The 24,724-nt window shown below is 68.5% G+C and carries 29 protein-coding genes; 5 read left to right on the forward strand and 24 right to left on the reverse strand.

From position 1 onward, the window contains the following. Nucleotides 1–67: 67 nt before the first annotated feature. The 21 genes from AB4Y94_RS04400 to AB4Y94_RS04500 form a co-directional block, all read right to left on the reverse strand. Entirely contained in the window at nt 68–991 is a 924-nt protein-coding gene (locus AB4Y94_RS04400) for an OmpA/MotB family protein (protein WP_441725282.1), read from the reverse strand. After that, nucleotides 988–1,752, reverse strand: coding sequence for a motility protein A (locus AB4Y94_RS04405; protein WP_441725284.1), 765 nt, complete (start codon nt 1,750–1,752; stop codon nt 988–990). Before AB4Y94_RS04405 ends, AB4Y94_RS04400 begins: the two co-directional genes overlap by 4 nt. Further along, complete coding sequence (locus AB4Y94_RS04410; protein WP_441725287.1) at nt 1,752–2,060, reverse strand: flagellar FlbD family protein; 309 nt, start codon at nt 2,058–2,060, stop codon at nt 1,752–1,754. The genes AB4Y94_RS04405 and AB4Y94_RS04410 overlap by 1 nt, the downstream gene beginning before the upstream one ends. A 113-nt stretch (nt 2,061–2,173) precedes the next feature. After that, nucleotides 2,174–3,352 (reverse strand): flagellar hook protein FlgE, encoded by a 1,179-nt coding sequence (locus AB4Y94_RS04415; RefSeq protein ID WP_441725290.1) that lies wholly within the window; start codon nt 3,350–3,352, stop codon nt 2,174–2,176. 15 nt (nt 3,353–3,367) lie between these two features. Continuing rightward, nucleotides 3,368–3,811, reverse strand: coding sequence for a flagellar hook assembly protein FlgD (locus tag AB4Y94_RS04420; RefSeq protein WP_441725292.1), 444 nt, complete (start codon nt 3,809–3,811; stop codon nt 3,368–3,370). 8 nt (nt 3,812–3,819) lie between these two features. Further along, nucleotides 3,820–5,205: a flagellar hook-length control protein FliK gene (locus AB4Y94_RS04425; RefSeq protein ID WP_441725295.1), complete on the reverse strand. Its 1,386-nt coding sequence runs from the start codon at nt 5,203–5,205 to the stop codon at nt 3,820–3,822. Further along, nucleotides 5,202–5,843: a C40 family peptidase gene (locus AB4Y94_RS04430; RefSeq protein ID WP_441725297.1), complete on the reverse strand. Its 642-nt coding sequence runs from the start codon at nt 5,841–5,843 to the stop codon at nt 5,202–5,204. The genes AB4Y94_RS04425 and AB4Y94_RS04430 overlap by 4 nt, the downstream gene beginning before the upstream one ends. Then, nucleotides 5,840–6,268, reverse strand: coding sequence for a hypothetical protein (locus AB4Y94_RS04435; RefSeq protein ID WP_441725300.1), 429 nt, complete (start codon nt 6,266–6,268; stop codon nt 5,840–5,842). Before AB4Y94_RS04435 ends, AB4Y94_RS04430 begins: the two co-directional genes overlap by 4 nt. Beyond that, nucleotides 6,268–7,608 carry a FliI/YscN family ATPase gene (locus AB4Y94_RS04440; protein WP_441725302.1) on the reverse strand — a complete coding sequence of 447 codons (1,341 nt, stop codon included), beginning with the start codon at nt 7,606–7,608 and terminating at the stop codon, nt 6,268–6,270. The genes AB4Y94_RS04435 and AB4Y94_RS04440 overlap by 1 nt, the downstream gene beginning before the upstream one ends. Then, nucleotides 7,605–8,237 carry a FliH/SctL family protein gene (locus AB4Y94_RS04445; protein WP_441725305.1) on the reverse strand — a complete coding sequence of 211 codons (633 nt, stop codon included), beginning with the start codon at nt 8,235–8,237 and terminating at the stop codon, nt 7,605–7,607. The genes AB4Y94_RS04440 and AB4Y94_RS04445 overlap by 4 nt, the downstream gene beginning before the upstream one ends. Further along, nucleotides 8,227–9,246 (reverse strand): flagellar motor switch protein FliG, encoded by a 1,020-nt coding sequence (gene fliG / locus AB4Y94_RS04450; protein WP_441725308.1) that lies wholly within the window; start codon nt 9,244–9,246, stop codon nt 8,227–8,229. The genes AB4Y94_RS04445 and fliG overlap by 11 nt, the downstream gene beginning before the upstream one ends. Then, entirely contained in the window at nt 9,243–10,841 is a 1,599-nt protein-coding gene (gene fliF / locus AB4Y94_RS04455) for a flagellar basal-body MS-ring/collar protein FliF (protein WP_441725311.1), read from the reverse strand. The genes fliG and fliF overlap by 4 nt, the downstream gene beginning before the upstream one ends. After that, nucleotides 10,841–11,164 (reverse strand): flagellar hook-basal body complex protein FliE, encoded by a 324-nt coding sequence (gene fliE / locus AB4Y94_RS04460; RefSeq protein ID WP_441725314.1) that lies wholly within the window; start codon nt 11,162–11,164, stop codon nt 10,841–10,843. The genes fliF and fliE overlap by 1 nt, the downstream gene beginning before the upstream one ends. Next, on the reverse strand, nt 11,164–11,556 hold the full coding sequence (locus AB4Y94_RS04465; RefSeq protein WP_441725317.1) for a flagellar basal body rod protein FlgC: 393 nt from the start codon (nt 11,554–11,556) through the stop codon (nt 11,164–11,166). Before AB4Y94_RS04465 ends, fliE begins: the two co-directional genes overlap by 1 nt. An 11-nt stretch (nt 11,557–11,567) precedes the next feature. After that, a complete protein-coding gene (locus tag AB4Y94_RS04470; protein ID WP_441725320.1) occupies nt 11,568–11,909 on the reverse strand; it encodes a flagellar basal body rod protein FlgB in 342 nt (113 codons plus the stop codon). A 111-nt stretch (nt 11,910–12,020) separates the two neighbouring features. Then, the gene (locus tag AB4Y94_RS04475; protein WP_441725322.1) at nt 12,021–12,368 is read right to left on the reverse strand and encodes a hypothetical protein; all 348 of its coding nucleotides are present in this window, start codon (nt 12,366–12,368) and stop codon (nt 12,021–12,023) included. After that, on the reverse strand, nt 12,361–12,786 hold the full coding sequence (gene fliS, locus AB4Y94_RS04480) for a flagellar export chaperone FliS (protein ID WP_441725799.1): 426 nt from the start codon (nt 12,784–12,786) through the stop codon (nt 12,361–12,363). Before fliS ends, AB4Y94_RS04475 begins: the two co-directional genes overlap by 8 nt. Before the next feature lie 5 nt (nt 12,787–12,791). After that, nucleotides 12,792–14,147, reverse strand: coding sequence for a flagellar filament capping protein FliD (gene fliD / locus AB4Y94_RS04485; RefSeq protein ID WP_441725325.1), 1,356 nt, complete (start codon nt 14,145–14,147; stop codon nt 12,792–12,794). 152 nt (nt 14,148–14,299) lie between these two features. Further along, nucleotides 14,300–15,478 (reverse strand): flagellin N-terminal helical domain-containing protein, encoded by a 1,179-nt coding sequence (locus tag AB4Y94_RS04490; RefSeq protein WP_441725328.1) that lies wholly within the window; start codon nt 15,476–15,478, stop codon nt 14,300–14,302. Nucleotides 15,479–15,599: 121 nt separating this feature from the next. Continuing rightward, the gene (locus tag AB4Y94_RS04495) at nt 15,600–15,812 is read right to left on the reverse strand and encodes a hypothetical protein (protein WP_441725331.1); all 213 of its coding nucleotides are present in this window, start codon (nt 15,810–15,812) and stop codon (nt 15,600–15,602) included. Between the two features lie 447 nt (nt 15,813–16,259). Then, complete coding sequence (locus tag AB4Y94_RS04500; protein ID WP_441725334.1) at nt 16,260–17,087, reverse strand: sigma-70 family RNA polymerase sigma factor; 828 nt, start codon at nt 17,085–17,087, stop codon at nt 16,260–16,262. 344 nt (nt 17,088–17,431) lie between these two features. On the opposite strand from AB4Y94_RS04500, the gene AB4Y94_RS04505 reads away from it, so the two are divergent. Genes AB4Y94_RS04505 through AB4Y94_RS04520 form a run of 4 tightly spaced genes read left to right on the forward strand, consistent with a single transcriptional unit; the run spans nt 17,432 to nt 20,662 of the window. After that, entirely contained in the window at nt 17,432–17,917 is a 486-nt protein-coding gene (locus tag AB4Y94_RS04505; protein ID WP_441725337.1) for a flagellar protein FlgN, read from the forward strand. A 10-nt stretch (nt 17,918–17,927) separates the two neighbouring features. Further along, nucleotides 17,928–19,388, forward strand: a complete 1,461-nt coding sequence (flgK, locus tag AB4Y94_RS04510) for a flagellar hook-associated protein FlgK (protein WP_441725339.1) — start codon at nt 17,928–17,930, stop codon at nt 19,386–19,388. A gap of 15 nt (nt 19,389–19,403) precedes the next feature. After that, complete coding sequence (gene flgL / locus AB4Y94_RS04515; protein WP_441725342.1) at nt 19,404–20,279, forward strand: flagellar hook-associated protein FlgL; 876 nt, start codon at nt 19,404–19,406, stop codon at nt 20,277–20,279. Then, nucleotides 20,276–20,662 carry a flagellar assembly protein FliW gene (locus tag AB4Y94_RS04520; RefSeq protein ID WP_441725345.1) on the forward strand — a complete coding sequence of 129 codons (387 nt, stop codon included), beginning with the start codon at nt 20,276–20,278 and terminating at the stop codon, nt 20,660–20,662. Before flgL ends, AB4Y94_RS04520 begins: the two co-directional genes overlap by 4 nt. Nucleotides 20,663–20,775: 113 nt before the next feature. Here AB4Y94_RS04520 and AB4Y94_RS04525 read toward each other — a convergent pair whose 3' ends face one another. The 3 genes from AB4Y94_RS04525 to AB4Y94_RS04535 form a co-directional block, all read right to left on the reverse strand. Further along, nucleotides 20,776–22,335 carry a phosphatase PAP2 family protein gene (locus AB4Y94_RS04525; protein WP_441725348.1) on the reverse strand — a complete coding sequence of 520 codons (1,560 nt, stop codon included), beginning with the start codon at nt 22,333–22,335 and terminating at the stop codon, nt 20,776–20,778. A 2-nt stretch (nt 22,336–22,337) separates the two neighbouring features. Next, a complete protein-coding gene (locus AB4Y94_RS04530; RefSeq protein WP_441725351.1) occupies nt 22,338–22,982 on the reverse strand; it encodes a UdgX family uracil-DNA binding protein in 645 nt (214 codons plus the stop codon). Nucleotides 22,983–23,116: 134 nt separating this feature from the next. Continuing rightward, nucleotides 23,117–23,908, reverse strand: coding sequence for a hypothetical protein (locus AB4Y94_RS04535; protein ID WP_441725354.1), 792 nt, complete (start codon nt 23,906–23,908; stop codon nt 23,117–23,119). A gap of 314 nt (nt 23,909–24,222) precedes the next feature. Between AB4Y94_RS04535 and AB4Y94_RS04540 the strand changes: the two genes are divergently transcribed. Further along, on the forward strand, nt 24,223–24,714 hold the full coding sequence (locus AB4Y94_RS04540) for a MarR family winged helix-turn-helix transcriptional regulator (RefSeq protein ID WP_441725357.1): 492 nt from the start codon (nt 24,223–24,225) through the stop codon (nt 24,712–24,714). Nucleotides 24,715–24,724 lie beyond the last annotated feature (10 nt).

The following is a 24,724-nucleotide window of genomic DNA, read 5'->3' on the forward strand; positions in this document are numbered from 1 at the left end:
GGCCGCACGTGCCCCGTGGTTAGGTGCGCGCACGACCGGATTCGCGTGTTTTATCCGTGCCTCAGGACTAGCGGCCGCCCGCGGGCCCCGGTGCGGCTGGTTTCGGTGCGGCGGGTTTCGGTGCTGCGACCTCGGGCGTCGTCGCGGCTGGTACCGATGCCGGGGGTGCGCCGGGAGCGTTGAGCGACTCAAGCAGCCCGGGTATCAGCGCGCGCACCGAGTCGGGAAGCTTCGACAGGACGACCACATCGACGCGGCGATTCTGCGCCATGTCCTCCAGCGCGTCGCCGGTGGCCGCCGGCCGGGCGGCACCGTAGCCGACGGCGCCGACGTGCTCCTGCGGCACCCCGCCCTGCTCCACCAGCCGGCGGAGCACCTGCGTCGCGCGCCCGGACGAGAGCTCCCAGTCGGTCGGGAAGTTGACCGTGCGGCCGTGCTTGTCCGCGTGTCCCTCGACCGAGATGTCACGGGCATCGGGTGCGAGGAGCGGCGCCATGGAGTCGAGCACCACGATGGCCTGCGGACTGAGGTCGGCGCGGTCCGGCTGGAAGAACGTCTCTGACCCGATCAGGCCGATGGTGAGCCCGCGCTGGTCGATCTTGAACTGGACGAGGTTCTCCACCCCGTTCTGCTGCAGATTGGAGCGGATGTGCTCCCGCAGCGCGGTGAGGTCGTCGATCTCCGCTCGCGCGACCTCGACATCCGTTCGCGTGTCGACGGCGGCGAAACCGGCGGCCAACGGATCGACCAGGTCCGGTCGCACCACCACACCCGCGGTGTCGATCTTGTTCACATCGGTGCTGCCGAATCCCGTGGCCAGCGAGTTCGCCAGCGCCTTGAACTTGTTCTCGTCGACGGTGGACATGGCGAAGAGCACGATGAACATGCACATCAGCACGGTGACCATGTCCATGTACGAGGCCATCCACCGCTCGTCCGGGTGTTCGTCCTCTGATTCGCCGAGCTTCCGCCGGCGCGGCCGGGCGCTCATGCCGCCTTTTTCAGCGCCTCGGCCGGGACCATGGCACGCAGTCGCTCGCCGAGCAGGCGCGGTTGGCTCCCGGCCTGCACGGCGAGGGCGCCTTCCATCTGCAGGGTCATCCGGTCGACCTCGAGGTCGGCGAGCCGCTTCAGGCGGGTCCCGATCGGCAGCCAGAGGAAGTTGGCCGAGAGCAGCCCCCACAACGTCGCGACGAAGGCGGTGGCGATCATCGGACCGAGCGTGTCTGGCGAGGACAGGTTCTCGAGCACGTGGGTGAGCGACACCACCGTTCCGACGATGCCGACCGTTGGTGCGTACCCGCCCAGCGCCATGAAGAACTTCGCCGCGGCACGGTCGGACTTGGCTTTGGTGGCGATCTCGTCTTCGAGCATGATCCGCAGCTCGTCGCCGTCGGTGCCGTCTGCGATGTTCTGCAGGGCCCCGCGCAGGAACGGGTCGTCGATGGTGTCCGCTTCCTGCTCCAGGGCGAGGAGCCCTTTGCTCCTGGCCGTCTCCGCCAGCGAGACCACCTGGTCGATGACCGCCTGCGGTGCGGTGATCTTTCCGCGGAACGCACCCGGGAGCGCCTTCATCGCGGTCAAGAAGTCACGCAGGGTGCCGCCGGCGATGCCGACGGCGATCGTGGCGCCGAAGACCAGGATCATCGGCGCCGGGAGAAGGATGGCCGTGATGTGGGAGCCTTCGAGCGTGATCATCGCGAACAGTGCCCCGAAGGCGAGCACGATTCCGATCAGGGTTGCCGGATCCACTATTTCCTCCGCGGGTGGAGCGGCAGGGGTTCTCCGGCGTCACCGAGTTGGGGGTCCTCCTCGTACAGCGGGACCAGCCCGAGCTGGCGCGCCCCCCGCTGGGTGGTGGGTTGTGGCTCATAGGCGAGGGCGATGACCCGCGCGCGATAGGCGGCAACCCGCTCAATCACCTCATCCATGGACTCGGTGACGATGTATTTGGCGCCGTCGACCATGACGAGGGTGGTGTCGGGGTTCGAGTGGATACGTTCGATCAGGTCTGGGTTGATCGCGAATTGGCTGTCGTTCAGCCGCGTGACTACGATCATTGTTCCCATCCATGGTCCCAGGCGACTCCGATGAGTCGTTAAACACCACTGTCGGCCGCCCCTCGCCCGCGGTTAGGCAGGCGTTGCTCGGGCGACCGACGAGCGGATGCTCTTTAGCGCTTCAGGTTGGTCAGTTCCTGGAGTACCTCGTCGGATGTGGTGATGATGCGGGCGTTGGCCTGGAAGCCGCGCTGGGCGACGATCAGGTTGGTGAATTCCTGTGACAGGTCCACGTTGGACATCTCGAGCTGTCCGCTGCTCAGCGCACCGAGACTGCCGGTGCCCGCTTCGCCCACCTCGGCGGCGCCGGAGTTGACGGTGCCGCGGTAGCTGGATCCGCCGGCCTTCTCGAGTCCGCCGGGGTTGACGAAGGTGGCCAGGGCGATACGCCCGATCGCCACCTGGTCGCCGTTGCTGAACAGGCCAACGAGGGTTCCGTCCTTGCCGAGTGTGTACGACTTGAGTGTCCCGGCGTCCGTCCCGTTCTGGCTGGTCACAGAGACCGTGTTGAGGACGGCGAAGCCACTCACCCCGCTCAGGTCGAAGGCCACGCCGTTGACGGTCTGGGCGCCGCCGCCGGTCAACGCGCCGGCAGCGTCGAAGGTCAGGTTCGTACCCGTGGTCGTCGCGCCGTTGTCACCGGAGACGGTCCACTCACCTGCGGCAGCGGTGCGGGTCAGTGTGAGACTGATCGTACTCGTCTTGCCGCTGGCGTCGTAGACGTTCACATCCCGCACCAGCACAGTGCCCGCCGCAGCATCGGACGGCAGGTTCCCACCGACCGTGGCGGTTGTCGTCGCCTTCGCCGGGCTGATGGCAGCCAGCGGCAACGAGATGTTGCCGGTCGCCCCGCCGGTGTTGATCACGCCGTTGACTGCGCTCCAACCCTGCACGAACGCACCGTCCGGCGAGACCAGGCGGCCCTGGGCGTCGAAGTCGAACGCACCGGCGCGCGTGTACAGCGTCTCGCCGGCCTGCTGGGTGACGAAGTACCCGTCGCCGGAGATCATCATGTCGCGGGAGCGGCCGGTGGACTGCGCCGAACCCTGCGCGAAGTTGGTCGTGATCCCGGCTACCTGCACGCCGAGCCCGACCTGGGCGGGGTTGGTTCCGCCGGCACCGGCCTGCGGCCCGCCGGCGCCCTGGGTCATCTGCGACAGGGTGTCCTGGAACTGGGTGGCCGACGCCTTGAACGCGGTCGTGTTGACGTTGGCGATGTTGTTGCCGGTCACGTCGAGCATCGTCTGGTGGGCGCGGAGGCCGGAGATTCCGGAGTAGAGCGAGCGGAGCATTGGTATGCCTTTCGGTCAGAGACTGGCTGTGGGGGAAGCGGGGTGGGTGGTGACGCCGGAGATGACGTCGAGCGGGACTTCTTTGCCGCCGACGGTGACGGTGGGGACCGGGCCGGCGTAGGAGACCGCGGTCGCGACACCGGTGATGGTGCCGCCTTCGCCTTCGTAGCTCACGTCCTGGCCGACGAGGGCCGCGGCGGCCATCCGCATCTGCAGGGAGAAGTTCTCGGTGCCGGTCTTGGACAGCTCGGTGAGCTTCTCCATCATGGCCAGCTGCGTGGTCTGTGAGATCATCTGGTTCGTGTCCATCGGGGAGCTGGGGTCCTGGTTGCGCAACTGGGTGACCAGCAGCGACATGAACACCTCGGAGTCCATGGTCTGCTTCGGCGCCCGGTCGGTGGTGGTGGCGGAGCTGTATATTCCCGCGGACGCACCGGCGGTGATGGGGTCGATCGGCATGCGTTCTCCTAGGCCAGTACGTCGATGGTGGATGAGGAACCGAAGCCGCGCGGCTGCGCAGGTCCGGTTGGTTGTTCCGCGGCTGTGCCGCCGTCGAGTCCGCGACGGCCGGCCGGTGTCTGGCGGCCGGCCGATTCGGGGTCCGGCGCCTGGTTCTGCGACGACAGGTCGAGGTTGGAGTTCAGCCCGGACCCGGCCAGGTCACGTCGCAGGTCCGGCAGGATCGCCCGCAAGGCGTCGCGGCCGGCGTCGTTGGGTGCGAAGAGTTCGACCCGCACCCCGTCGGCTGAGACGTGGGCGCGAACGGTGACCGGTCCGAGGTTGTCTGGCGTGACATTGATGCTGAGCACATGCTCGCCCGGCTTGGCGCCGACCAGCGTAAACAGTGGGGCAGCGACCTGCGCGGCCAGGGGCGCCGGCTGCGCCGGGGCGACGGATGCCGCGGGCGCGGCAGGTGCAACCGGTGCGGGCGGCGTGTGCGGCGGAGCTCCCACGAGACCGGCCGGCGCTGCCGGGCCGGCAGCGGCGCCGGGAGCTGCACCGGGATCTGCGACGGGCACGTTCCGGCCGGACAGCGTGGCCGCGAACAGGTCGGCCGGGGCGACGCCCGCGGTTGCCGTGGCGGGGGCGGACGGGGCACCGGCTGGCGGTGCGTCGGCGGACCGGGCACCGGCCGGCGATGCGGGGGCGGACCGGGCACCGGCCGGCGGTGCGGTGACCGGCGGTGCGGTGGCCGGGGCGGCTGGCGCGGGCGATCCGGTTGCGGCGACTGCGGCCGTGGCACGACCGGTCTGCAGTGGTGACGACGCCGGTCCCGGAAGCGGCACCGCGTTCGTCGCGGGGCTCACGTCCGCCGGGGCCGGTGCGCCCGGTGCGGCTGCGGGAGCCTGCGTCGTTTCCGCCGGAATCACCGGATGCGCGGTGTGGGGCGCGGCCGGGTTCGCCGCTCCGACCGGGTGGTCGCCCGCACGCGTGACCATCGGGGTGGGGAGCGCGCCGGCGGCGGGGAGCGCTGGGATGGCAGTGGATGCCGACGTGGTCGCAGTGTCCGCGGCAGCGAGGCTCGATGTCCCGGCCGCGGGCGCCGCGAGGCCCGCGGCCGCTCCAGCGTCGACGTGGAGGGGGCCGGTGGCCATGGCGCCGGCCGGCGGCGTCGCCTGGGTGAAGATGCCGGGCACCAGGATCTGGTCCATGCCGTCTCCGCCGCGAGTGGCGTCGTCCCGGCCGACATCGCGTGTCTTTTCCGGCGCCGGCGACACGCTCGAGTCGAGGGAACTCTGCAGGACGGCGGCGAACGCGCCGGCCGGAGCGGAGCCGGTGGCCACAGTGGACCCGCCGGGGGCAGCGGCAGACGGCACCTTCGCCGGCGCCGGGTTCAGTACCGGGATGCTCACCTCGCACCCCCCGTCGCGAACGATGCCAGCGCTGCGGAGATCAAGTCGGTGCTGCCGCCGCCGGGGGACGCGGACGCCGCTGCACTCGGTTGCGGGATGACCCGTCGGATCGTGTCGATGTCGGCATCCGTCATGTAGGCGTCGACGAGCGAGACCGTGCGGCCCTCATAGGGCGCGTGGATCACCCTGTTGTTGCCGGCGTAGATGAGGATGTGCTCTCCCCCGCCGGTGACGATCAGGTCGCCGGGTTTTGCTTGCGCGAGTGAGCCGACCTCGGTGCCGATCTTCATCTGGCCGGACACCAGCCTCGGCACGTCGATGCCGAGATCGGCGTAGACGCGCTGCACCAGGCCGGAGCAGTCCATGCCGCTGGCGTCTTCGCCGCCGAAGACGTAGGGAACGCCGAGGTATTTCTGGGCGGATGCCACCACGTCGGTCCCCGTGGCCGCGCCCGGGTTGGCGATGGTCGCGGGTGGGACCCCGGTGCCGCTCGCGCCGCTGGTGCCGCCGAACGACGCCAGCGACGCGGCGAACGCCGCCGAGGTGTCCGTCGCGGCGGTCGCCGACTTCGCACCCGAGAGCTGCAGCAACGACGACTGGATCTCTCCGATCCGGCCCATCGCTTCGATCATCGTCATCGTGTGCCCTCCTCCCGGTGCCAGGAGGTCGACGCGATCTCGTCGATCACGATCTGCTCGGCATGCTGCTCCAGGGTCGCGACCTCGACAAAGTGCCGCACTTCAAGCTTTTCCAGGCTGAGCGCCTGCGCCCGGGCGGCGTCGAACGCCGCCTGGGCCTCCTGCGCGGTGATGGTGTGCCGGCGCCCCAGGGCGTCGAGGTCCGCCAACATGCCGCGGGTCGAGGCGCGAGCCGCGGCGACCGCGTAGAGCGCTTCGACACTGGTCGCCTCGGTCGGCAACCCGCCGAGGGCGGTTCTGGCGCGTTCGGCCACGACCGTGTTCTCGTACAGGCGGGAGTTCGCCGCGGCGAGCTCGCCGGCGGCCTGGTCCTGCTGCAGGTGGCGCAGGCGCAGCAGCCCGGCCAGTGGGAAAGCGCGGGACATCAGTGGCCTCCCAGGGTGCGGGTGAGGTGGCCCAGTTGGGCCCAGGACGAGCCCTGGGGGGTCTGGTCATCCATCCGCTGTTGCAGGAACGCGTTGATCGCGCCTTCGTGGTCGACAGCCGCGTCGACGAGCGGGTTGGTGCCGCGCTGGTACGCGCCGACGTCCAGGAGATCCTGGGCGGCCTTGCGAGCCGCGAGCACCCGTCGCAGCTCCCCGGCCATACTGGTGTGTTCCGCCTGGTTCACCCGGCTGGCCACCCGGGAGATCGAGGAGAGCGCGTCAACGGAGGGAAAGTGTCCGACGATCGACAGTTTCCGGTCGAGCACGACGTGGCCGTCGAGGATCGAGCGGGCTGAGTCTGCGATCGGCTCGTTGTGGTCGTCGCCGTCCACCAGCACCGTGTAGATGCCGGTCACCGAGCCGGTCTCACCGGTGCCGGCCCGTTCGAGCAGTTGCGCCAGCAGTGAGAATGTCGACGGCGGGTAGCCGCGGGTGGCCGGGGGTTCGCCCACCGACAGTCCGATCTCCCGCTGCGCCATGGCGACGCGGGTGAGCGAGTCCATCATCAGCATCACGTCGGCGCCCCGGTCGCGGAAGGATTCCGCGATGCGGGTGGCGACGAACGCCGCCCGGAGTCGCATCAACGCCGGCTCGTCGGAGGTGGAGACCACAACGATCGAACGGGCGAGGCCCTCGGGTCCGAGGTCGTCTTCGAGGAACTCGCGCACCTCACGGCCGCGCTCCCCCACCAGCGCGATCACCGACACCTGGGCATCCGTCCCGCGGGCGATCATCGACAACAGTGACGACTTGCCGACGCCGGAGCCGGCGAACAGGCCGAGCCGCTGGCCTTTGCCGACCGTCGTCAGCGTGTCGAGCACCCGCACCCCGGTCTGCAGCGGGGTGTCGATGCGCGCGCGGTGCATTGCGGAGGGAGTGTCGTGGTTGAGCGGAACCATCGCAGAGACCTCGAGGGGCCCCTTGCCGTCGATCGGGCGGCCGAGGCCGTCGAGCACCCGCCCGAACAGGCCGGTGCCGGTCGGGACCAGGAGCGGCGCGCCGGTCGAGCGGGCAGCGGCGCCGGCGTTGATGCCGTCGAGCCGCCCGAGCGGCATGCAGCGGATGCCGTCCCGCGTCGTCGCGACGACTTCCGCCTGCACGCCGCCGGTTGCGGAATCCCCCACCGTGACCAGGTCGCCGATGGCGGCCGTCAGGCCCGCCACCTCGAGGCCGAGGCCGACGATCGAGGCGACGATGCCGACGCGTTCCGGCGCGGCAGACGCGCGCGCGGTGGCGAAGCGGAGCGGGTTCCGGGCGCGGTCCGTCAGCGTGGTCGTCATGGGTTCTCCCGGAGGAGAGCGATCGTGGCGCGCTCGAGCGCCGTTTCGATGCGGGCGTCGAGGTATCCGTCGGCGAACTCCGTCACCGCGTCGCCGCGCTGGAGTTCCGGATCGGCTGAGAACGTGACGCCGCCGATTGACCCATCGTGCCGCAGGCCGTCGCCGCGCAGCCACACGTCATCGAGCAACGCCAGGTCGTCCGGGTTCAGGCGCACAGAGTGCACCAGCCGGGTGTCGACACCGGCCAGGGCCCGGTCGACCGCGGCGCGGGCTCCGCGCTCGTGGTCGGCCAGTTCGACGCCCAGGATCGATTCGGCCAGGTCGGCCGCCGCGGCGGCCAGCGCGCCATGGGCGTCGGCCAGCAACGGCAGGGTGCGCTGTTCCAGTGCCCGGGCGGCAGCGGAGAGCAGCGAGACGGCTCGGTCGACGCGCTCAGCGGCAACCCGGGCCGCCTCCGCCCGCTCGGCCTCGTACTGCGCCACCCGCACCGCGTGTTCCGCCTGTGCGGCCCGCAGGCCGTCGGTGTACCCGGCGGCGTGCCCGCGTGCCTGGGCCTGCTCTTCGATCCGCCGGCTGCTGTTGGTGCCGAGCCGGGGAATGTCGAGGGCGATGAAGGTGTCAGAGGACATAGTCGTCCTCATCCCCGCGCAGCACGGTGATGCTGCCCTGCGCCTCGAGGTCGCGGATGGCGCGCACGATCTGTGCGCGTGCCTCTTCGACCTGCGACAGGCGCACGGGCGGCGTGATCTTGATCTCGTCGTCGAGGATCTCGCGGTTGCGCTCAGACATGTTCGAGCGGATGACGTCGATGACCGACTCGCTGGATCCCTTCATGGCGATCGCGAGCACCGACGCGTCGATGCCGCGAAGCACCTGTTGCACGTCCCGGCTCTCGAGCTTGACGATGTCGGCGAAGGTGAGCATCCGCGACCTGACCTCTTCGGCCAGTTCGGGGTCGCGCGCGTCCAGGGCCTCCAGCAGGGCGCGCTCGGTGGCGACGCTGGCGCGGTTGATGATCTCGACCAGCGGCTGCACTCCTCCGACGACCTCAGTCGATTCCCGGGCGGAGACGACAGCGCCGGCTCGGACCTTGAGGATCTCGGCGACGACTCGCACCGCTTCCGGCGTGGCCGTTCCCATCGTGGCGATGCTCTGGGCGACGTCGGTGCGCAGGGTGTCGTCCAGGGCGCCGATCACTGCGGACGCGTGCTCGGGGCGGAGGTGCGCCAGCACCAGCGCGATCGTCTGCGGCAGTTCACCGTCGAGCAGTGTTTTGATCTGCGCCGGTTCGGCGGTGTCGAGAAACTCGAACGCCTTGCCGGCCATCGACGAGGCGACCCGGTTCATGACGCCCGCGGCACGCTCGGCTCCGAAGGAGGCCTCGAGCAGCCCCGCCGCGAAGTCGCGGCCGCCGCGCGTGTTGCGGCCGCCCCTGAGGGTCAGCTCGTGGAACTCCTCCATTGCGCTTTCGGCCATCGCCGGGTCCACCCGGCGCAGGCGCACGATCTCCGCGGCGATCTCCTCGGCCTCGATCTCGCTGAACTGTTTCATGACCTGGGCGGCGCGCTGCTGGTCCATGTTCATCAGCACCACGGCGGCCTTCTGGGTGCCGGTCAGGACCGCGACGTCGTCACTCATGCCGGCTGCCTGTCATCCATGAGCCCGCGGAGGAAGTCCGCCGTCTTCTGCGGGTCGCGCGCGGCCATGGCGTCGATATCCTCGCGCCGGCGGTTGGCGTCTGACGGCTCGAGGTCGCGCGGTGCGGGTGGCGGCGTGAGGAGCATCGGGATGGTCGGTGCCTCGATGCCGATCGGAAGCGTCATCCCCTCCAACGCCATCCGCTCTTCGTTCAATTCGCCGAGCTCGATGGCTTCACGGGTCTGGCGACGTGACCGGCGGGCGTAGAGGACCAGTCCCAGGACGAAGGTGACCAGCGCCCCGGCGACGATGATCCCGATGCGGATGATCTCGGCCATCCGGTCGGCCGCGGCTGACTGCTCGGCTTCGGCGAGGGCCTGGGCTGCCGCCTTCGCTCCGGCGCTGTTGAAGCTGACCATTTCGACGGTGACGGCGTCCCCGCGCTTGGTGTCGATGCCGGCCGCCGAGGAGACCAGGGAGGTGACGTCGGCCACGTTGATGTCACCGGCGACCTCCTTGTTGAGCGCAACGGACACGGTCTGGCGGGTGAGTGCCCCGGCCGGGATGGTGCGGTTCTCGGTGACCTTGTTGACGGCGTTGTTCCGGGTGGTGTCCGCCGAGGTGAAGGTTCCGTTGCCGCCCGCACCGTTGGGCACGGCGATGTTGTCCGGTCCGAGCACCCCGGCGGCGCCGCCGCCGGTGCCGGTGTATGACTCCGTCTTGACCGCCTCGTTGAGGGCAGGGGCATCCGTCGGCGAGGTGAAGGATTCCTCGGTGCGCTGCGCCGATTCGAAGCTCATGTCTGCGGCGACGACGACGGTGGCGTTGCCGGGGCCGACGACCTTGTCGAGCATGGCCTGCACCGAACCGCGCACCCGGGTCTCGTAGTCGGAGGCCTGGTTGTCGGCCGATCCGGTGGCACCGACACCCACGGCGGAGAGCACGATGCCCTTCGCGTCGATGACGGCGACGTCGGTGGGCGCCATGCCCTCGATCGACGCCGAGGTGAGGTGGACGATCGCCTGCACCTGGTCGCTGGAGAGGGTCACACCGTTCTTGGTGTCGACGAAGACGGATGCCGTCGGGTCGGCCTTCTGCGACACGAACACCGTCTCCTCGGGGATGGCCAGGCGCACGGACGCCGCCTTCACGCCCTTCATCGCCTGGATGGTGTTGGCCAGTTCGCCCTCGAGCGCCCGCTTGTAGGTGACCGACTGCTGGAATTCGGAGGCGGTGACGCCCATCTTGTCGAGCAGTGAGTACCCGCCGGTGGAGGAGGAGGGCAGTCCGGCGGCCGCGGCCTTCAGCCTCTCGTCGTAGACGCTCTGCTGCGGCACCATGATCGTGGCGCCGCCGTTGGTCAGTTCGTACGGCACGCCATCGGTGTTGAGCTGGTCGACGATGGAACTGGCATCCGTTGCGCTCAAACCGGAGTACAACGGCGTATACGACGGCTTGGTCGCCCACATGACGAGGGCGGCGATACCGAGCGCCAGCACCGCGACGCCGATGATCGCAACGGTGCGCTGGGCGATCGTGAACTCGCGCAGCGTGTTGCCGAAGCGCCGCAGCGCCGACGTGACCTGGGTCGGCATTACGCCTGCATTCTCATGATCTCGTTGAACGCGTCGACGCCCTTGTTACGCACGGCGGCGACGAGTTCGAGGGTGACCTGCGCGCGGGTGGACGCGATGGTGGCGGTGTGGATGTCGTTCAGGTCCCCGGTGACGGCCTGGATCGAGAGCGCGTTCGAGGTGGCCTGCAGCTGCTGCAGGTTGTCGACGGCGCCAGAGAGGCTGGCGCCGAAGCCGGAACCGTCGGTGCCGCTGGTTCCGGTGGGGCCGGTGGCGCCCTGCAGGGCGGAGCGATAGCCGGTGCCCGTGCTGCCCAGCACCGAGCCGATCGCGGGAATGGTCATCAGGAACGTCCGATCTGGAGTGCTGCTTCGTACGCGGTCTTGGCACGGTCGACCACTGCGGCGTTGGCCTGGTAGCCGCGCTGGGCCATGATCAGCTCGCCCATCTGCTCGGCCATGTCGATGTCCGGGTAGCGCACGTAGCCGCCGGCGTCGGCGAGCGGGTGGTCTGGTGCGTAGACGACGCGACCCTCTGCGTCACCGAACGCGGCTCCCGCCACGTAGGCGCCGCTCGTGCCTTCGCCGGCCTGCGCGAGCACGTATCGGGCCCGGAAGGCCTCACCGTCGGTGCCGGTGACGGTGTTCACATTGGCGAGGTTGTCGGCGACCGCGTCCAGCCATTTGCGGTGCAGGGTGAGGCCGGTTCCGGCGATTCCGATGGCGTCGAATGTCATCTGGCGGGTCCTCAGCTGGTCCGGAGCGCCGCGCGCATGGTGGAGAACTGGCCGTTCGCTGCCTGGGTGGCGAACTGGTACCGGAGTACGGTATCGATGTTGGAGAGCGTCTCGGTGTCGAGGTTGACGTTGTTGCCGTTGGTGTTCGTCGGCTCGAGCGAGCTCGCCGTCGTGGCAGGGGCGTGGCCGTCGCCGGCGCTGACCGACTTGGCGAGGGCGGCTTCGAAGGCGACGCGCTTGGCGTGGTAGTCGGGGGTGTTGACGTTGGCGATGTTGTTGGCAATGGTGCGCTGGCGCAGCGCCAAGCCGTCCAGGGCGCTCGAGAGCGCTGTGGCGGTCACGGAATCGAACACGACTAACCCGCTTCATGATCGGGGAACTGTGTGGCCAATCCGTGGCCGGGGTGTGAGCAATCCGTGCTCACTGCTAGCTATCGGCCGGGGTTCAGGATCCGTTAGGAGGTTTCACCCATTGGTGTCGAGATAAACGGATGCCGCCGCCGGACGCGTCGCGGGCATCTTTCGCAGGGCCCGGAGTTGGGCGGCTGTGGCGCGTTTGGTGTGCTCGAGTTCGGCGATGAGTTCACGCTGCCCGGCCAGGAGCTTTCGGGCGCGTGCCTCCAGGTCGGCCGGGATCGGGCCGAGCCCCCCGGGTGGCGTCCACCCGCTTGTCGAGACCTGGGTGGTCGAGCCTGCGGTGCCCTGAGCCTGTCGAAGGGTCGAGACCAGCATCTCCCCCAGCTCCGCCTCGAGCGTGTCGAGCGCGCGCACCCAGCCGGCGCGGCCGGCATCCGTTGGTGTCATCTCAGGCAAAGCCGAGCGTTCCGCCGCTGCTGGCCGGTGCCGCCTGCGACGGCAACTGGCCGGCCGCTTCATGCCAGGTCTGCCGCAGCGGCTCAAGCAGTGCGATGCTCTCCCGGGTGCGCTCGATGTCGCGGTGGATGTTGGCGCTGATCAGCGCGGTGGAGACGTAGGTGTAGAGCGCCAGCAGGCCCTCCCCGCCCTCCCAGGCGTCGACGTTGAGGCTGGAGGAGAGTTCCGCGACGATCGCCTGCGCGTGCAGCAGGTTCTCGGTGGCGACCGCCCAGTCCTCGCCCTGTTGGGCGGTGGCGGCACGGTTCAAGTCGAGGAGCAGCCGGTCGTAGAGCATGGTGAGGAGCCTGACCGGGGTCGCGGAGAGCACCGCGTCGCGGTTGTACTGGGAGCGCTGGGCCTGGACGCCGAAGGTCATGGTCGTCACTTGCTCGCGCTCGGCAGGCCCGCGAGCTGGGAGGTGAGATAGGACGACTGGGAGTTCAGTTTGCTCAGCTGCACTTCCAGCGCCGAGTACGTCGCCTCCAGCGTCTTCCGGCGGGTGGTCAAGCGTCTGTCCCAATCGTCGATTTGAAGTCCCAGGCCCTTGACTTCGGATTCCTGTCCGGTGATCTTCGTCGTCAGCGAGCCGCTGTACTTGTCGGACACGGAGGCTGCTGCTGCGGCCACGCGGGATGCGATTTCGGTCAGGGTTGCCTGTGTTGCGGCAGGGTCGGCAGCCAGGGCGGTCGCGAACCTGGCGGAGTCGAAGTCGATGGTGCCCGTCTTCGAGATGCTGATCCCGAATTCGGAGGGTGATCGGCCGTTGACCGGCAACGATGCCGCGGACAGCACTCTCTGGTTCACGTCCCGCACCGTGCTGTCGCCGGTGAAGACGCCTCCCTTGGTGCTCGTCGTTCCGGACGCATCCGTGCTCGTGGTCACCGTCGATTTCGAGCTGACCTCGGAGAAGATGCCGTTCAGGGCGGTGACCAGGTCGCTGGCCTTCTTGCTGATCGCGGCGTCGTCGCGGGCGATGCTGATGGAGACCGGGTCGGCAGACGTCGCGGAAACGGAAATCGAGACGCCCGGCAGAAGATCGCTGAAGGTGTTCGACGACGACGTAATCGTCTGCGCTGCGGGAGTGCCGGCCCAGATGGTGATCGATGCGTCCTGTGCGTCCTGGATCTGGGTGAGGTTCATCGCCGGGGCGGTGGCGGCCGTGACCTCTGCGCTGGTGCCCCGGTACACCGTGAAGGCGGAATCAGCGCCGATCCCGGTCGAGGCGAACTGGATTCGGTAGTTTCCGCTGCCGACGGCGACCTTGGTCGCGGTTACTCCGGCGCCTGCTGTGTTGACCGCCGAGACGACGTCGTCCAGCGACGAGCTTGTTGCCGTGATCTCGTGCAGTGTTCCGTCTGTGCTCGCGATGGTCAGCACCGCCGGCGAGTCAGGCCAGGTGGCCATCGCATCGGAAACGGATTTCTGCGATTTAGCCAGGGCGTCGACTTTCAGGTCGATCTGGCCGGGGGCGGCACCTGTTGCGGCGGTGACCGTGACGCTCGCGGAACTGCTCCTCGCCGAATACAGGTCGAGGGCTGCCGGCTTTGACGTCTTGAGTGCAAGGTCAGCCAGGGCGGCGACCTTCGTGTTCAGCCCCTGGAGGGCCGAAATCAAAGTCTGGGACGCGGAGACCTTGTTCTTGAGGAGGGTCTGCGGGACACCCTCCACCTGCATGAGGGAATTGATCAGGGCTGTGGTGTCCAGGCCGCTGACGAGTCCGTCTACTGCGAGCCCCATCTGGTGTCTCCTCGAAGCGTGTGTGTGGTGTGCGGTGTTCAGGGATACGGCGAACGGCTGGTGGCGATCCGCGAGCGAGGTCCAGTTCCCTCGCCGATCACCACCAGCCGTCACTCACCCAGCTGTTGCGTGGTTGAGATCAGCTACCCCGTTTAGCGGAGGAGCTGCAGCACACCCTGGTTGGACTGGTTCGCCTGCGCGAGCATGGCGGTACCGGCCTGGGACAGGATGTTGGCGCGGGTGAACTTGACCATTTCCTCAGCCATGTCCGTGTCGCGGATGCGGGACTCGGCTGCGGTGAGGTTTTCCTTGGACACGTTCAGCGACTTGATGGTGCTCTCGAAGCGGTTCTGCGAAGCACCGAGGTCGGCGCGGGCCGTCGAGATCTTGGTGATCTGGGCGTCGAGCTTATCGATCGACAGCTTCGCAGCTGCTGCCGATGAGAAGTCCAGGCCGCCAAGAACGGCTGCCCCCGCCGTGATGGTGCCGACGTTGTCAGCCGTCGACGTCGCGTCGTCAACTGTTGAACCATCCTTCGCACGAACGTTGAAGCCAGTGGCAACACCGTTGGTGTCCTTCACAACCGTGGCGGTGAAGTTGTCCGAGAAGTTCTTGTCAGCGTTCAACGCGGCGACGAGGTCGTCACCATTGGTGATGGTGGCGGCCGAGAGGTCGACAGTCACGGTCTTTTCAACCGAGGTTCCGACACCCGAAGCAAAGGAGAAGTCCGCCATCGCGCCGATTGCCGCTCCGGTGGTCGCGGTGAAGTCGAACTGCGTACCAACGGCTGCAAGCGTGCCGTTCTTCAGGTCCGCAGCGATTGACTTCACGTCCGCCCCGGTGAGGCTCACAGCGATCTGGCTGCTGTTGCTGCCGTCGGCTCCGACCTGGAACGACAACGACGGCTTGGAACCGTCGAGCAGCTGGATGCCGTTGAAGTTCGTGGTCTGGCTGATGCGGGTGAGCTCGTCGTTCAGCGCGGTCGCCTCGGTGGTGATCGCCTTGCGCGACTCAGTGTTGTTCGAGTCGTTGCCGGCCTGGACAGCGAGGTCACGCATACGCTGCAGGATCGAGTGGACCTCGGTCAGGGCGCCTTCCGCGGTCTGGATGACCGAGATGCCGTCCTGGGCGTTGCGGGCGGCGACCGTGAGGCCACCGACCTGCGAGCGAAGGCCCTCGGAGATGGCCAGGCCCGCTGCGTCATCCGCTGCGCGGTTGATGCGGAGACCACTGGACAGCTTCTCCAGCGACTTCGACAGGTCGTTCTGCGTGTTGGCGAGGTTGCGGTACGAGTTGTTCGCCGCAATGTTGGTGTTGATCTGCATACCCATGGTGAATTCCTCCGTGATGTGGGTTTCGGTTCGCCTACCCATCCATGGGCTGGCACTTAGAGCTATCGGCCGGTGTACCCGCCTGGTTAGCCGGCAACGTGAAATCTTTCGCGTGCCCCTGCTATTCGCTCTCTTTCACCCACCGGTAAACCGCTCCGTCAGCGGCGCGATCCGTGTTCTCGCCGAGCCACACGCCCGGGACGACCCGTCCGCGGCTGTCGATCGGGTTGACCAGAACCGCCGGAAGCTGGCCATGCTGGTTCTGCGGCACCAACACCGTCGTCGTGCTGGGCTTGGGCGACTCCGGGCCGTGCAGGGTGACGGCTCTTCTCACTGCTGGTCTCATACTTCGCTTTCCGGGGGTGCCCCAGGTTCGATCAGATGTGGCCTTCTGGGTCACGGTTTCTCCGGCTACTTTCCGCGTCGCCAACTCCAGCGTCGCCGGCTGCGCGTTGGCCCACCCTCGGGTGTTGCCTCATCGGCCATCGACGCTCCGGGCGGGGCCGGGCGGCTCGGAGCGGACCTCTCCGTCACAATCGCGGTCCAGTCACAACGCCGGCACACCCTGAAGTATCGGTGCACGGCCAGGCCCGCCCCGAAGTACGGGTTGGGGACAATCCGGGTACGCTGCCCACATTTTCGGCACACGGGTTCAGGCGCGACGCCGGTGGACCTCAGCGCTGGAATATGGGGGGCACGCATGGTCGACAACTACTTTCGGATTGGGCGCCCCATTGCGCGTGAACAGGCGCCGATGAGTTCGGCACCGGATGCGAGTGGTTCAGGATGCCGCTGGGCTGTTTGCCGCCGACCGCTCACGGGCCATACGACCGATGCCCGCCAGCGCCTGGTCGGCGAGACGAGCGAGGTAGGCGCTCCGACTAGCCACTGAGACGCGTGACTCGGGAACGTACGAGGAAGCTCCGGCGTCATCATCCGGGTAGTGGGTGCCGAAGCCGTCGCGCAACAGGCGGATCGCCTCGGCGCGCTGCTGTGACACCGCGGAGTGGGTGGTGCCGAGCTCTTCAGCGAGTTCCTTCACCGAACGGTCACCGAAGTACACCTGTTCGACCACGTAACGCATTTTCTCGGGCAGTGCGGTGACTGCGGCGCGCAGGTACGCGAGGCGCTCGGAGGTGAGGACGGTCTCCTCCGGAAGTGCCGTGTCGGCCACCAGGAACTCTGCTGTGGTGTCGTCGAGGGTGGAGAGGGTGCGGGAGGCATCGGCCAGTCCGGCCGCTGCGGTCTCGCGGTCCACCCCGAGTGCCGAGGCGATCTCATCGACAGAGGCGGAGCGTCCCAGCGCCGCGGCGAGGGTCTCCTGCACGGCGACCGTCTCCTTGATCCGCCGGCGGGCGGATCGGGTTGCCCAGTCGATCGCCCGCATCTCATCGGCGAAAGCGCCGATGATGCGTCGCCGGGCGAAGGCACCGAATGGAACCCCGAATTCGGGCTTGAACGCATCCGCCGCGGTGATCAAGGCCAGCGCACCGGCAGAAGCCAGGTCGTCACGGGAGAGGTGGCGGGCCTTGGCCCAGGTCTCCGAAACCAGGTACCCCACGAGCGGGAGGTTTTCCATGACAAGCGTGTTTCGATCTGTGCGATTCAATTACGGACCTCTAGGAGCTTCGAGAACGGACGTGGTGCGATTGGCCGGGTAAGCACGGGTTTGTAATTGCGTGATGCACAATCTGGAGGGCTTGAGACGCCTGCCAGGAACCGCCTCGGGAGCTGTTCACCGCGTGTTTCCGCCTCGATTTACAAGTTATCGGCCATTTCGGCGACGTAAGGCGTTGTGCTGCCCCCAGTCCGGGTCTAGCGGTGTCCTCTCTTTTGCGGACACCCGATTGGGGCGAAACAGCTAACGCGTGGGGGTGCTGTGCCGATAGTGGTTTCGAACGGGTCAGCGCATGCTCCCTGATGTGCCCCCAAAATCCCGAAGGGTAGTTGTACGTGGCCGCCAATGAACTGTCAGCGTTGCTCTGGCGCGAGCGAGAGCTGCTTGAGCTACTGATCTTCAAGCTGGAGGAGGAACAACTCCTCCTGATGTCGGGCAAGACCCGATGGCTGCAGCACGCGACCCGTGAGGTGGAGCAGGTGATGAACCTGGTCCGCGAAGCCGGTCTCGGCCGTTCCGTCGAGGTCGCCGCCCTGGCCCGGGAATGGGACACCGCAGAGGATGCCACCTTGCGTGAGGTCGTCGCCCACGCCCCGAGCGGCCCCTGGGGTGAGATCTTCGCCGCCCACCTGGCCGCGATGACGTCCTTGACGAATCAGATCAAGGCACTGCGCGATGTGAACGAACAGTTCCTCCGAGCCGCCACCCGGTCCACCCAGGAGACCCTCGCCGGACTCGATGCGGATGCGAACACGTACGACGCCACCGGCAGCTCCGGTGCTGTCGATGCCGGCGCGCGCCTGTTCGACAGAAGTTTGTGAGGACGGTTCCATGAGCACCTTCGGCGGCCTCAACACGGCATACACCGGCCTGCAGGCAGCACGGGCCGGGCTGGACGTGGTCGGTCAGAATATCGCCAACGCGAACACGGCCGGTTACACACGCCAGCGTGTGACGACGTCCGCGATCAACGCACCCGTCGGCCTGTTCGGCGGAGGCGCACGCGTGGGCATGGGGGTGTCGGTCGATGGCATCGCCAGGCTCGGCAACGCCAACCTCGACGCCCAGGTGCGTTTCACCGCTGGATCGTCCGGCTACACCGCCGTTCGCGCCAACGCCCTGAGTGGGATCGAAACGTCGCTGCATGAGCCGGGCAAGGACGGCCTCTCCACCCAGCTGCAGGAATTCTGGGCCGCGTGGGGCGACCTCTCGAACAGTGCAGGCGAACAGGCGCAGTCCGGGCTCCTGATCGGGCAAGCCAAGAACGTGGCAGCTCAGATCGCACAGGGCTACCAGGCGGTCGACAACCAGTGGACCGAGGTGCGCGGCAACGTCACCAGCATGGTCGGCGAGCTCAACCAGACGGCGGCGCAGGTCGCGGATCTGAATGGGCGCATCCGGTTGACGCTCGCCGCGGGAGGCAACGCCAACGAGCTGCTCGACCAGCGCAATGCGCTCACCACGACGATCGCGGCCCTCACGGGCGGATCGGTGCGGCAGCTTGCCGACGGGACCGTTGACGTGCTGGTCGGCGGTAATGCGCTGGTTTCGGGAACGACGGTGCAGCAGTTGGGCGTTGCCGGTGCCAGCCGGATGGACGGCGTCATGCCGACGACACCGCCTTCATCGCCTGACCCGGTGCGCCTGGTCTGGGCGAACCGCCCGGGCACCCCGGTTTCGGTCGAGGGTGGCGAGATCGCTGGAGCGCTCTCGGTGCTTGCGGCGCCGGATGGCGCCGGCACCGGCGGGGCGATTGCCGAAGCCGCGGTTTCGTACAACGCATTCGCAACCGACCTCGTGACCAAGGTCAACGCCATCCACCAGGGCGGGGCGACGCCGGGCGGCATGCCCGGCGGCATCCCGGCCGGCACGACCGGCCTGAATTTCTTCAACGTCGACCCGGACCGGCCCGCGCTCACCATGACCGTTGTCCCCACCGATGCCAGTGGAATCGCGACCGGCACACCCGGGACCGGCCCCCGGGATGGGTCCACGGCCGACCGGATCGCCCAGCTCGGCACCACGCCGGACTCCCCCAACAAGGCCTGGGGGTCATTCGTGACAAACATCGGCATCGCCACCAAGACCGAGCTGCAGCAGGCGAACCTGGCCGGCCTGGCCGCGACATCCGCCACCACGTCGCAGCTGTCGAACTCGGCTGTGGACCTCGATGAAGAGAACGTCAACCTGCTGATGTTCCAGCACGCCTATCAGGGGGCGGCCCGCGTCATGACCGCGGTCGACGAGATGCTGGACACCCTGATCAATCGCACCGGACTGGTGGGAAGGTAACCCATGATCAACCGGATGACCACGCAGACCATGATGCGCTCGGCGCAGCGCAACCTGCAGACGAACATGGAACAGCTGGCCAGGCTCCAGGAGCAGGCGATGTCGCAGAAGGCGATCAGTCGTCCCTCCGACAACCCCACCGGCACCGCCGAGTCGCTCACGGTGCGTGCCGAGCAGCGCGCAGTCGACCAGTACGCCCGCAACGCAGACAACGGCAACGGATGGCTCACCACGATCGATTCAGCACTCACGGCGACGAACACGATCATGAACCGCATCCGCGACCTGACCGTGCAGGGTTCCAACGATTCGAATTCGCAGACCGCGAAGGACGCCCTCGCACGTGAACTTGACGGGCTGAAGGATGACCTGCTCAAGCAGGCCAACACCACCTACCTCGGGCGCACCGTATTCGCCGGGAACGCCGACACGGGTGTCGCGTTCGATGCGACGACGTATGACTTCAGCGGTTCGGGCAGCGGCTCCGTCGAGCGCCGGATCAGCTCGGGGTCCACTGTGCGGGTGGACGCAGACGGCTCGGCTGTATTCGGTGACGGAACCAGCTCGGTGTTCGCACTCATCGATGACATCGCCACCGACCTTCGCGCCGGGAGCCCGAACGTCGGCCCCCGCATCACAGAACTCGACGACAGGATGAAGACGATCGCCGGTCAGCACGCGCAGGTAGGCGCACAACAGAACCTGGTGGAGCGGGCACAGGGCTCGCTCCTGGCGCAGAAGGGGTCGCTTGAGGCCAAGCGCTCCAGCGTCGAAGACGTCGACCTCGGCCAGGTCATCCTCGACCTGAAGACCCAGGAAGTGACTTACCAGTCCTCGCTCGCGGTCACCGCCCGAGTCCTGCAGCCGACCCTGATGGATTTCCTCCGATGAGCGTCGCACTGAGCTTCGTGGCTCCCCCGCCCGGGTTCGACCCGCTGAAGGAGTTCACGCTGAACGCCATCGAGGGCGCCCCCGGACTGTACGCGCTGATTGCGGCCGCGAGCCAGAACGTCCGTCTCTACGTCGTCGACGCCGGCGTCTACCTCCCCGACTACACGCCGGTGCTCTCGGATGAGCAGGTCGCCGCGGTGCAGTTGGGCGCTCCAGAAGACGCACTCGTCCTCGTGGTGGCCAACCCGTCCCAGTCGGGCACGACGGTGAACCTGATGGCGCCGATCGTGGTCAATTCGCTGACCGGGGCGAGTGCCCAGTTCATCCTCGACGGGCAGGACTGGCCGCTCCAGGCCGAGCTCGGCGCCACCCGCGCCGCGTAATCGCACCGGCTCCCCGCCGAGGCGCGTATAACGCACCTTCGTTGGCGCTTGGAAGGTGCGTTACACGTACCTCACCGGCGGCGACCGCATTCAGCGGACGTGACGGCATCGTTCTAGCGCGGTGCGGCCGGCGCATAGATCCGGAGCCCTCCGGGGAGGATCCGCGCGGTAGCCTGCCGGGTATCGGCGTCGGCGTTGGCGCCGGCACCGACGGATGCTTCCCCGTCGTGTGCGAAGCCGGTCGCGGGCCCGGGACCGGCGTGCAGCCGGACGGTGACGGCATCCGTCGTGAAGGCGTCAATCACCGGCGGCTTGGGCAGGTGGCGTCCGAGGGCGAGGGCGACGACGCCCCGGGTGCGGGCGCGGCGGCCGGCGTGGAGAACGCGAACATCGAGCACGCCGTCGTCGAGGCGGTCCCGGTCCCGCGGCACAGCGGTCGGGGCCCCATACCGCCCGACGCCGACGAAGATCGACCACACCCGCGCGGTACGCCCGTTGATGCTCACGGTGACCGGGTCGGCCCTGCTCACCGCGCCGACCGCGGCGACTAGGGCGGCGATCGGTTTGCCGACCCTGCGCTCGAGCCTCTCCCGCGCCTCCACGAAATCCGGGTAGATGCCGACGGATGCCGTGTTCAGCACCGTGATCGGCTCTGCCTGGCCGACCACGAGTTCGGCCACATCGACCGTGCGGCCGGCGCCGGCCTGAAGGGCGTCGATCCCCGTGTCGACCGACGGAATCTGCGCCGTCTTCGCAAAATGGTTGAAGGTGCCACCGGGCAGCACGAGCAGGGGAAGGTCGTTTCGCCGTGCCAGGCTCGCCACGGCGCCGATGGTGCCGTCTCCCCCGTAGGCGCCGAGGACGGTCGGCGGGTTCTCCCCGTCCACCGCCGCGCGCACCGCGGCGCCGGCGTCTTCACCGCGCCCGAGGCGGTGTACCCGCGCTCGCGGCAGACGGCGGGCCAGCAGCTCGAGCGCTTCGGCTTCGCCCCTCCCGGCTCCTGACGACCGGTTGACGACGATGAAGACCCCGTCGCCGTCCGGGCGGGCGGGCAGGGCCAGCGCCGACGCCGACGCCGACGATCCGCTCTGGCCCCCGCGCGCCGGAACCACCGCTTTGCCCACCGTGGCGACGAAGGCCCCGAGGGCGACTCCCCCGACCACGTCGGAGAACCAGTGTGCCCCGGTGTGCATCCGCGAGTACGCGACCGCTGCGGCGAGGGGTGCGAGCACAGCGCCGGCTCGCGGGGACTCGAGTGCGACGCCGGTCACGAAGGCGGCTGCGCTGGCGGAGTGCCCGGACGGGAACGATGGCGAGGTCGGCGACGTCAGCAGCTGCCGTGCCACCGGGACATGGGCGAGGTGCGGGCGTTCGCCGCCGAAGACGTTCTTGCCCACCAGGTTGGCCAGGAGGCTCGCGACCGCGAGTGACGCAAGGCCCCGCAACGCCGGCCGGAACCGGCCGAAGACCACCAGCAGCCCGGCCGCCATGAGCCACAGCACCCCGCGGTCGGCCCGCCGCGACAGGGCGGAGTAGCCGCGGTCGACCGCCGGGTGCACGGTGCGGTGGTTGATCGCATGCGCCACCCGGTCGTCCATCCGACGAACCCACCCCGGCAGCGCGAGCCGACGTCGGATCGCGCGCAGCGGATCCCGCAGTTCACGGACCGCCATGCTCAGGACTCCGCCGCATCACGCGCGACGATGAGGTCCGCCACGAACCGGTCGAACGCCTCGTCGTACCCTGGTTTGCCCCGCAGCCGAAGCACGGCAGACGGATGCGTCGTCACCAGCACCCCGGACGACGCGAGGGCGGGGGCATCCTGCGTCCGCCCTCGCTCTGCGCCGATGCGAACCGTGCGACCGAGCACGGAGCGGCCAGCGGTCGCACCGAGGCACACCACCACCTTCGGCTTCACCAGGTCAAGCTCGGCTGCCAGCCAGGGATGGCAGGCCTCGATGTGAACGACGCCCGGTTTCTCGTGGATCCGGCGCTTGCCGTGGCTGTCTCTGGTGAACCGGAAGTGCTTCACGGCGTTGGTGAGGTAGACGTCGCCGCGAGGGATACCGGCCGCCGCCAGTGCCTCGTCGAGCACCCGTCCCGCCGGGCCGACGAACGGCTCGCCCTCTCGGTCCTCCTGGTCGCCTGGTTGTTCGCCGACCAGCACGATGCGCGCCGTCGCGGAACCGCTCGAGAACACGACCTGCGTGGCGCCCTTCCACAACTCGCATCCGTGGCAGTCAGGGGCGGCGGCTCGAAGTGCAGTCAGCGTGGCGTCGGTGGGAACCCAGGCGTGGGCACCCAGACGCTCCTCGTCCATGCGGCCGCCTCCCCGGGTGTATGCGGCCCACCATACCCTCGAGGTGGAACCCCGTCCACGGTGCCAGAGTTGCCTTTCCCTCGGCGCGACGGAGCTCACCAGGACCCGCCGCACGCCCTCCGGGCGCCAGCCGGTCAGTACCAGTTCATCGCCGCGGAGTGCGACATGGCAGCGCACGGGGTGCCGTACCCGCGCTGGATGTAGTCGAGCCCCCAACTGATCTGGGTGGTCGCGTTGGTGGCCCAGTCCGCGCCGGCGCTGGCCATCTTGCTTCCGGGCAGGGCTTGCGGGATGCCGGTGGCGCCGCTGCTGGCGTTGCCGGCGGTGTACGACCAGCCGGACTCCTTGTTCCAGAGCTGGTTCAGGCAGGAGAACTGTGCTTCCCCCCAGCCGTACTTGGCGGCGGCCATGGCCCGGGCGGTGGCGCGGGCGCCGTCCGGCGTGTTGGCGACGCGCTGGGCCTCGGCGGCGGCTGCCGCGGCTTCGGCGGCAACGCGGTCGGCTTCCGCCGCGGCAGCCTGCACCTGGCTGGCTGCGACCTCGGTCTGCTGGGTCAGGGTGCGCACCGCGAAGGCGTCGAGCGTCGAGTAGTTCGACAGGGAGGCGACGGAGGAGGCGAGTTGCGTCGCATCCACCTTGTCCTGCACCGCGGCGATGATCTGGTTCGCGGTGCCGATGGTCTGCGCTGCCTTGTGGTCGGCCTGCGCCTTCGCGATCACCGGGTACGCGGTGAGCTGGTCGGACTGCAGCCCGGTCGACTCCGACAATTGAGCGGTCGCCGCGACGCGCTCGGCGCGCGCGGCGTTCGACTGGCCCACGGATACCGTGGTGAGGATCACTGCGGCGACGCCGATTGCGATGAGGGTGATCAGCTTGGTCCGGGTGAAGAAACCCCGGATGGCAGGGGTTATGACGGTGTGGGACATCGGTTCCAATGGGTAAGCGGGCAAGCGGAATGACGGCCGGTCGGCACGAAGGTTCGCCCGTTCTGCGGGGCGACCCGCACAGGTCACGCCAGGTGACAACGACAGTCGGTGTCGAAAATCAGCGGAACCGGAACGGTCCCCGGCGGATTGACCCCGGGCATCCTGCCTCCATGCACGGCGAGCCCCGGTCGAAACCGCAGTCGCTATCCTGCCGGGACGACCTGAGCGGAGCATCCGTAAAACCTGTGCAGGTCATCAATGCTCATGTGGAAGACTCGACCTGACCGGGAACGTCTCGGCCGGAGGTGAACGTGATGGCAGAGCGGGGAACCGGGTCGGACGCAGCAGCGGAGCAACGCGCCCGGGTCGATGTTGCAGCGCGGCTGGCGATCGCGGTCGGGCGCATCAACCGCCGCATCCGATCCTCCGAAGACTCACTGAGCTACGGCAAGCTGTCCGCACTGTCCAGCATCCTGCGGCTCGGTCCGCTCCGGCCGGGCGACCTCGCCCGCGTGGAGTCCATCACCGCGCCGAGCGTCACCCGCCTGGTGGGCAGCCTGGAAGCCTCCGGTTTCGTCACTCGGTCACCTGACCCGGCCGACGGGCGAGCCTTCTTCATCGAGGCGACGGATGCCGGTGCCCGCGAGGTGCTGCGGGCCAGGACGCAGCGCGCGGGCTCGATGGCGGACATCCTCGCCACCTGCAGTGACGATGAACTCGCCCGTGTGGCGGCAGCGCTCGGCGTGCTGGAGTCGGTCGCGGGAGTCGGGGCTGACCGGGATGAATCCGCGCCGCGACCTCGCTGAGCCCGTCGAC

It is taken from the genome of Glaciibacter sp. 2TAF33 (assembly GCF_052114945.1).
Taxonomy (GTDB): domain Bacteria; phylum Actinomycetota; class Actinomycetes; order Actinomycetales; family Microbacteriaceae; genus Cryobacterium.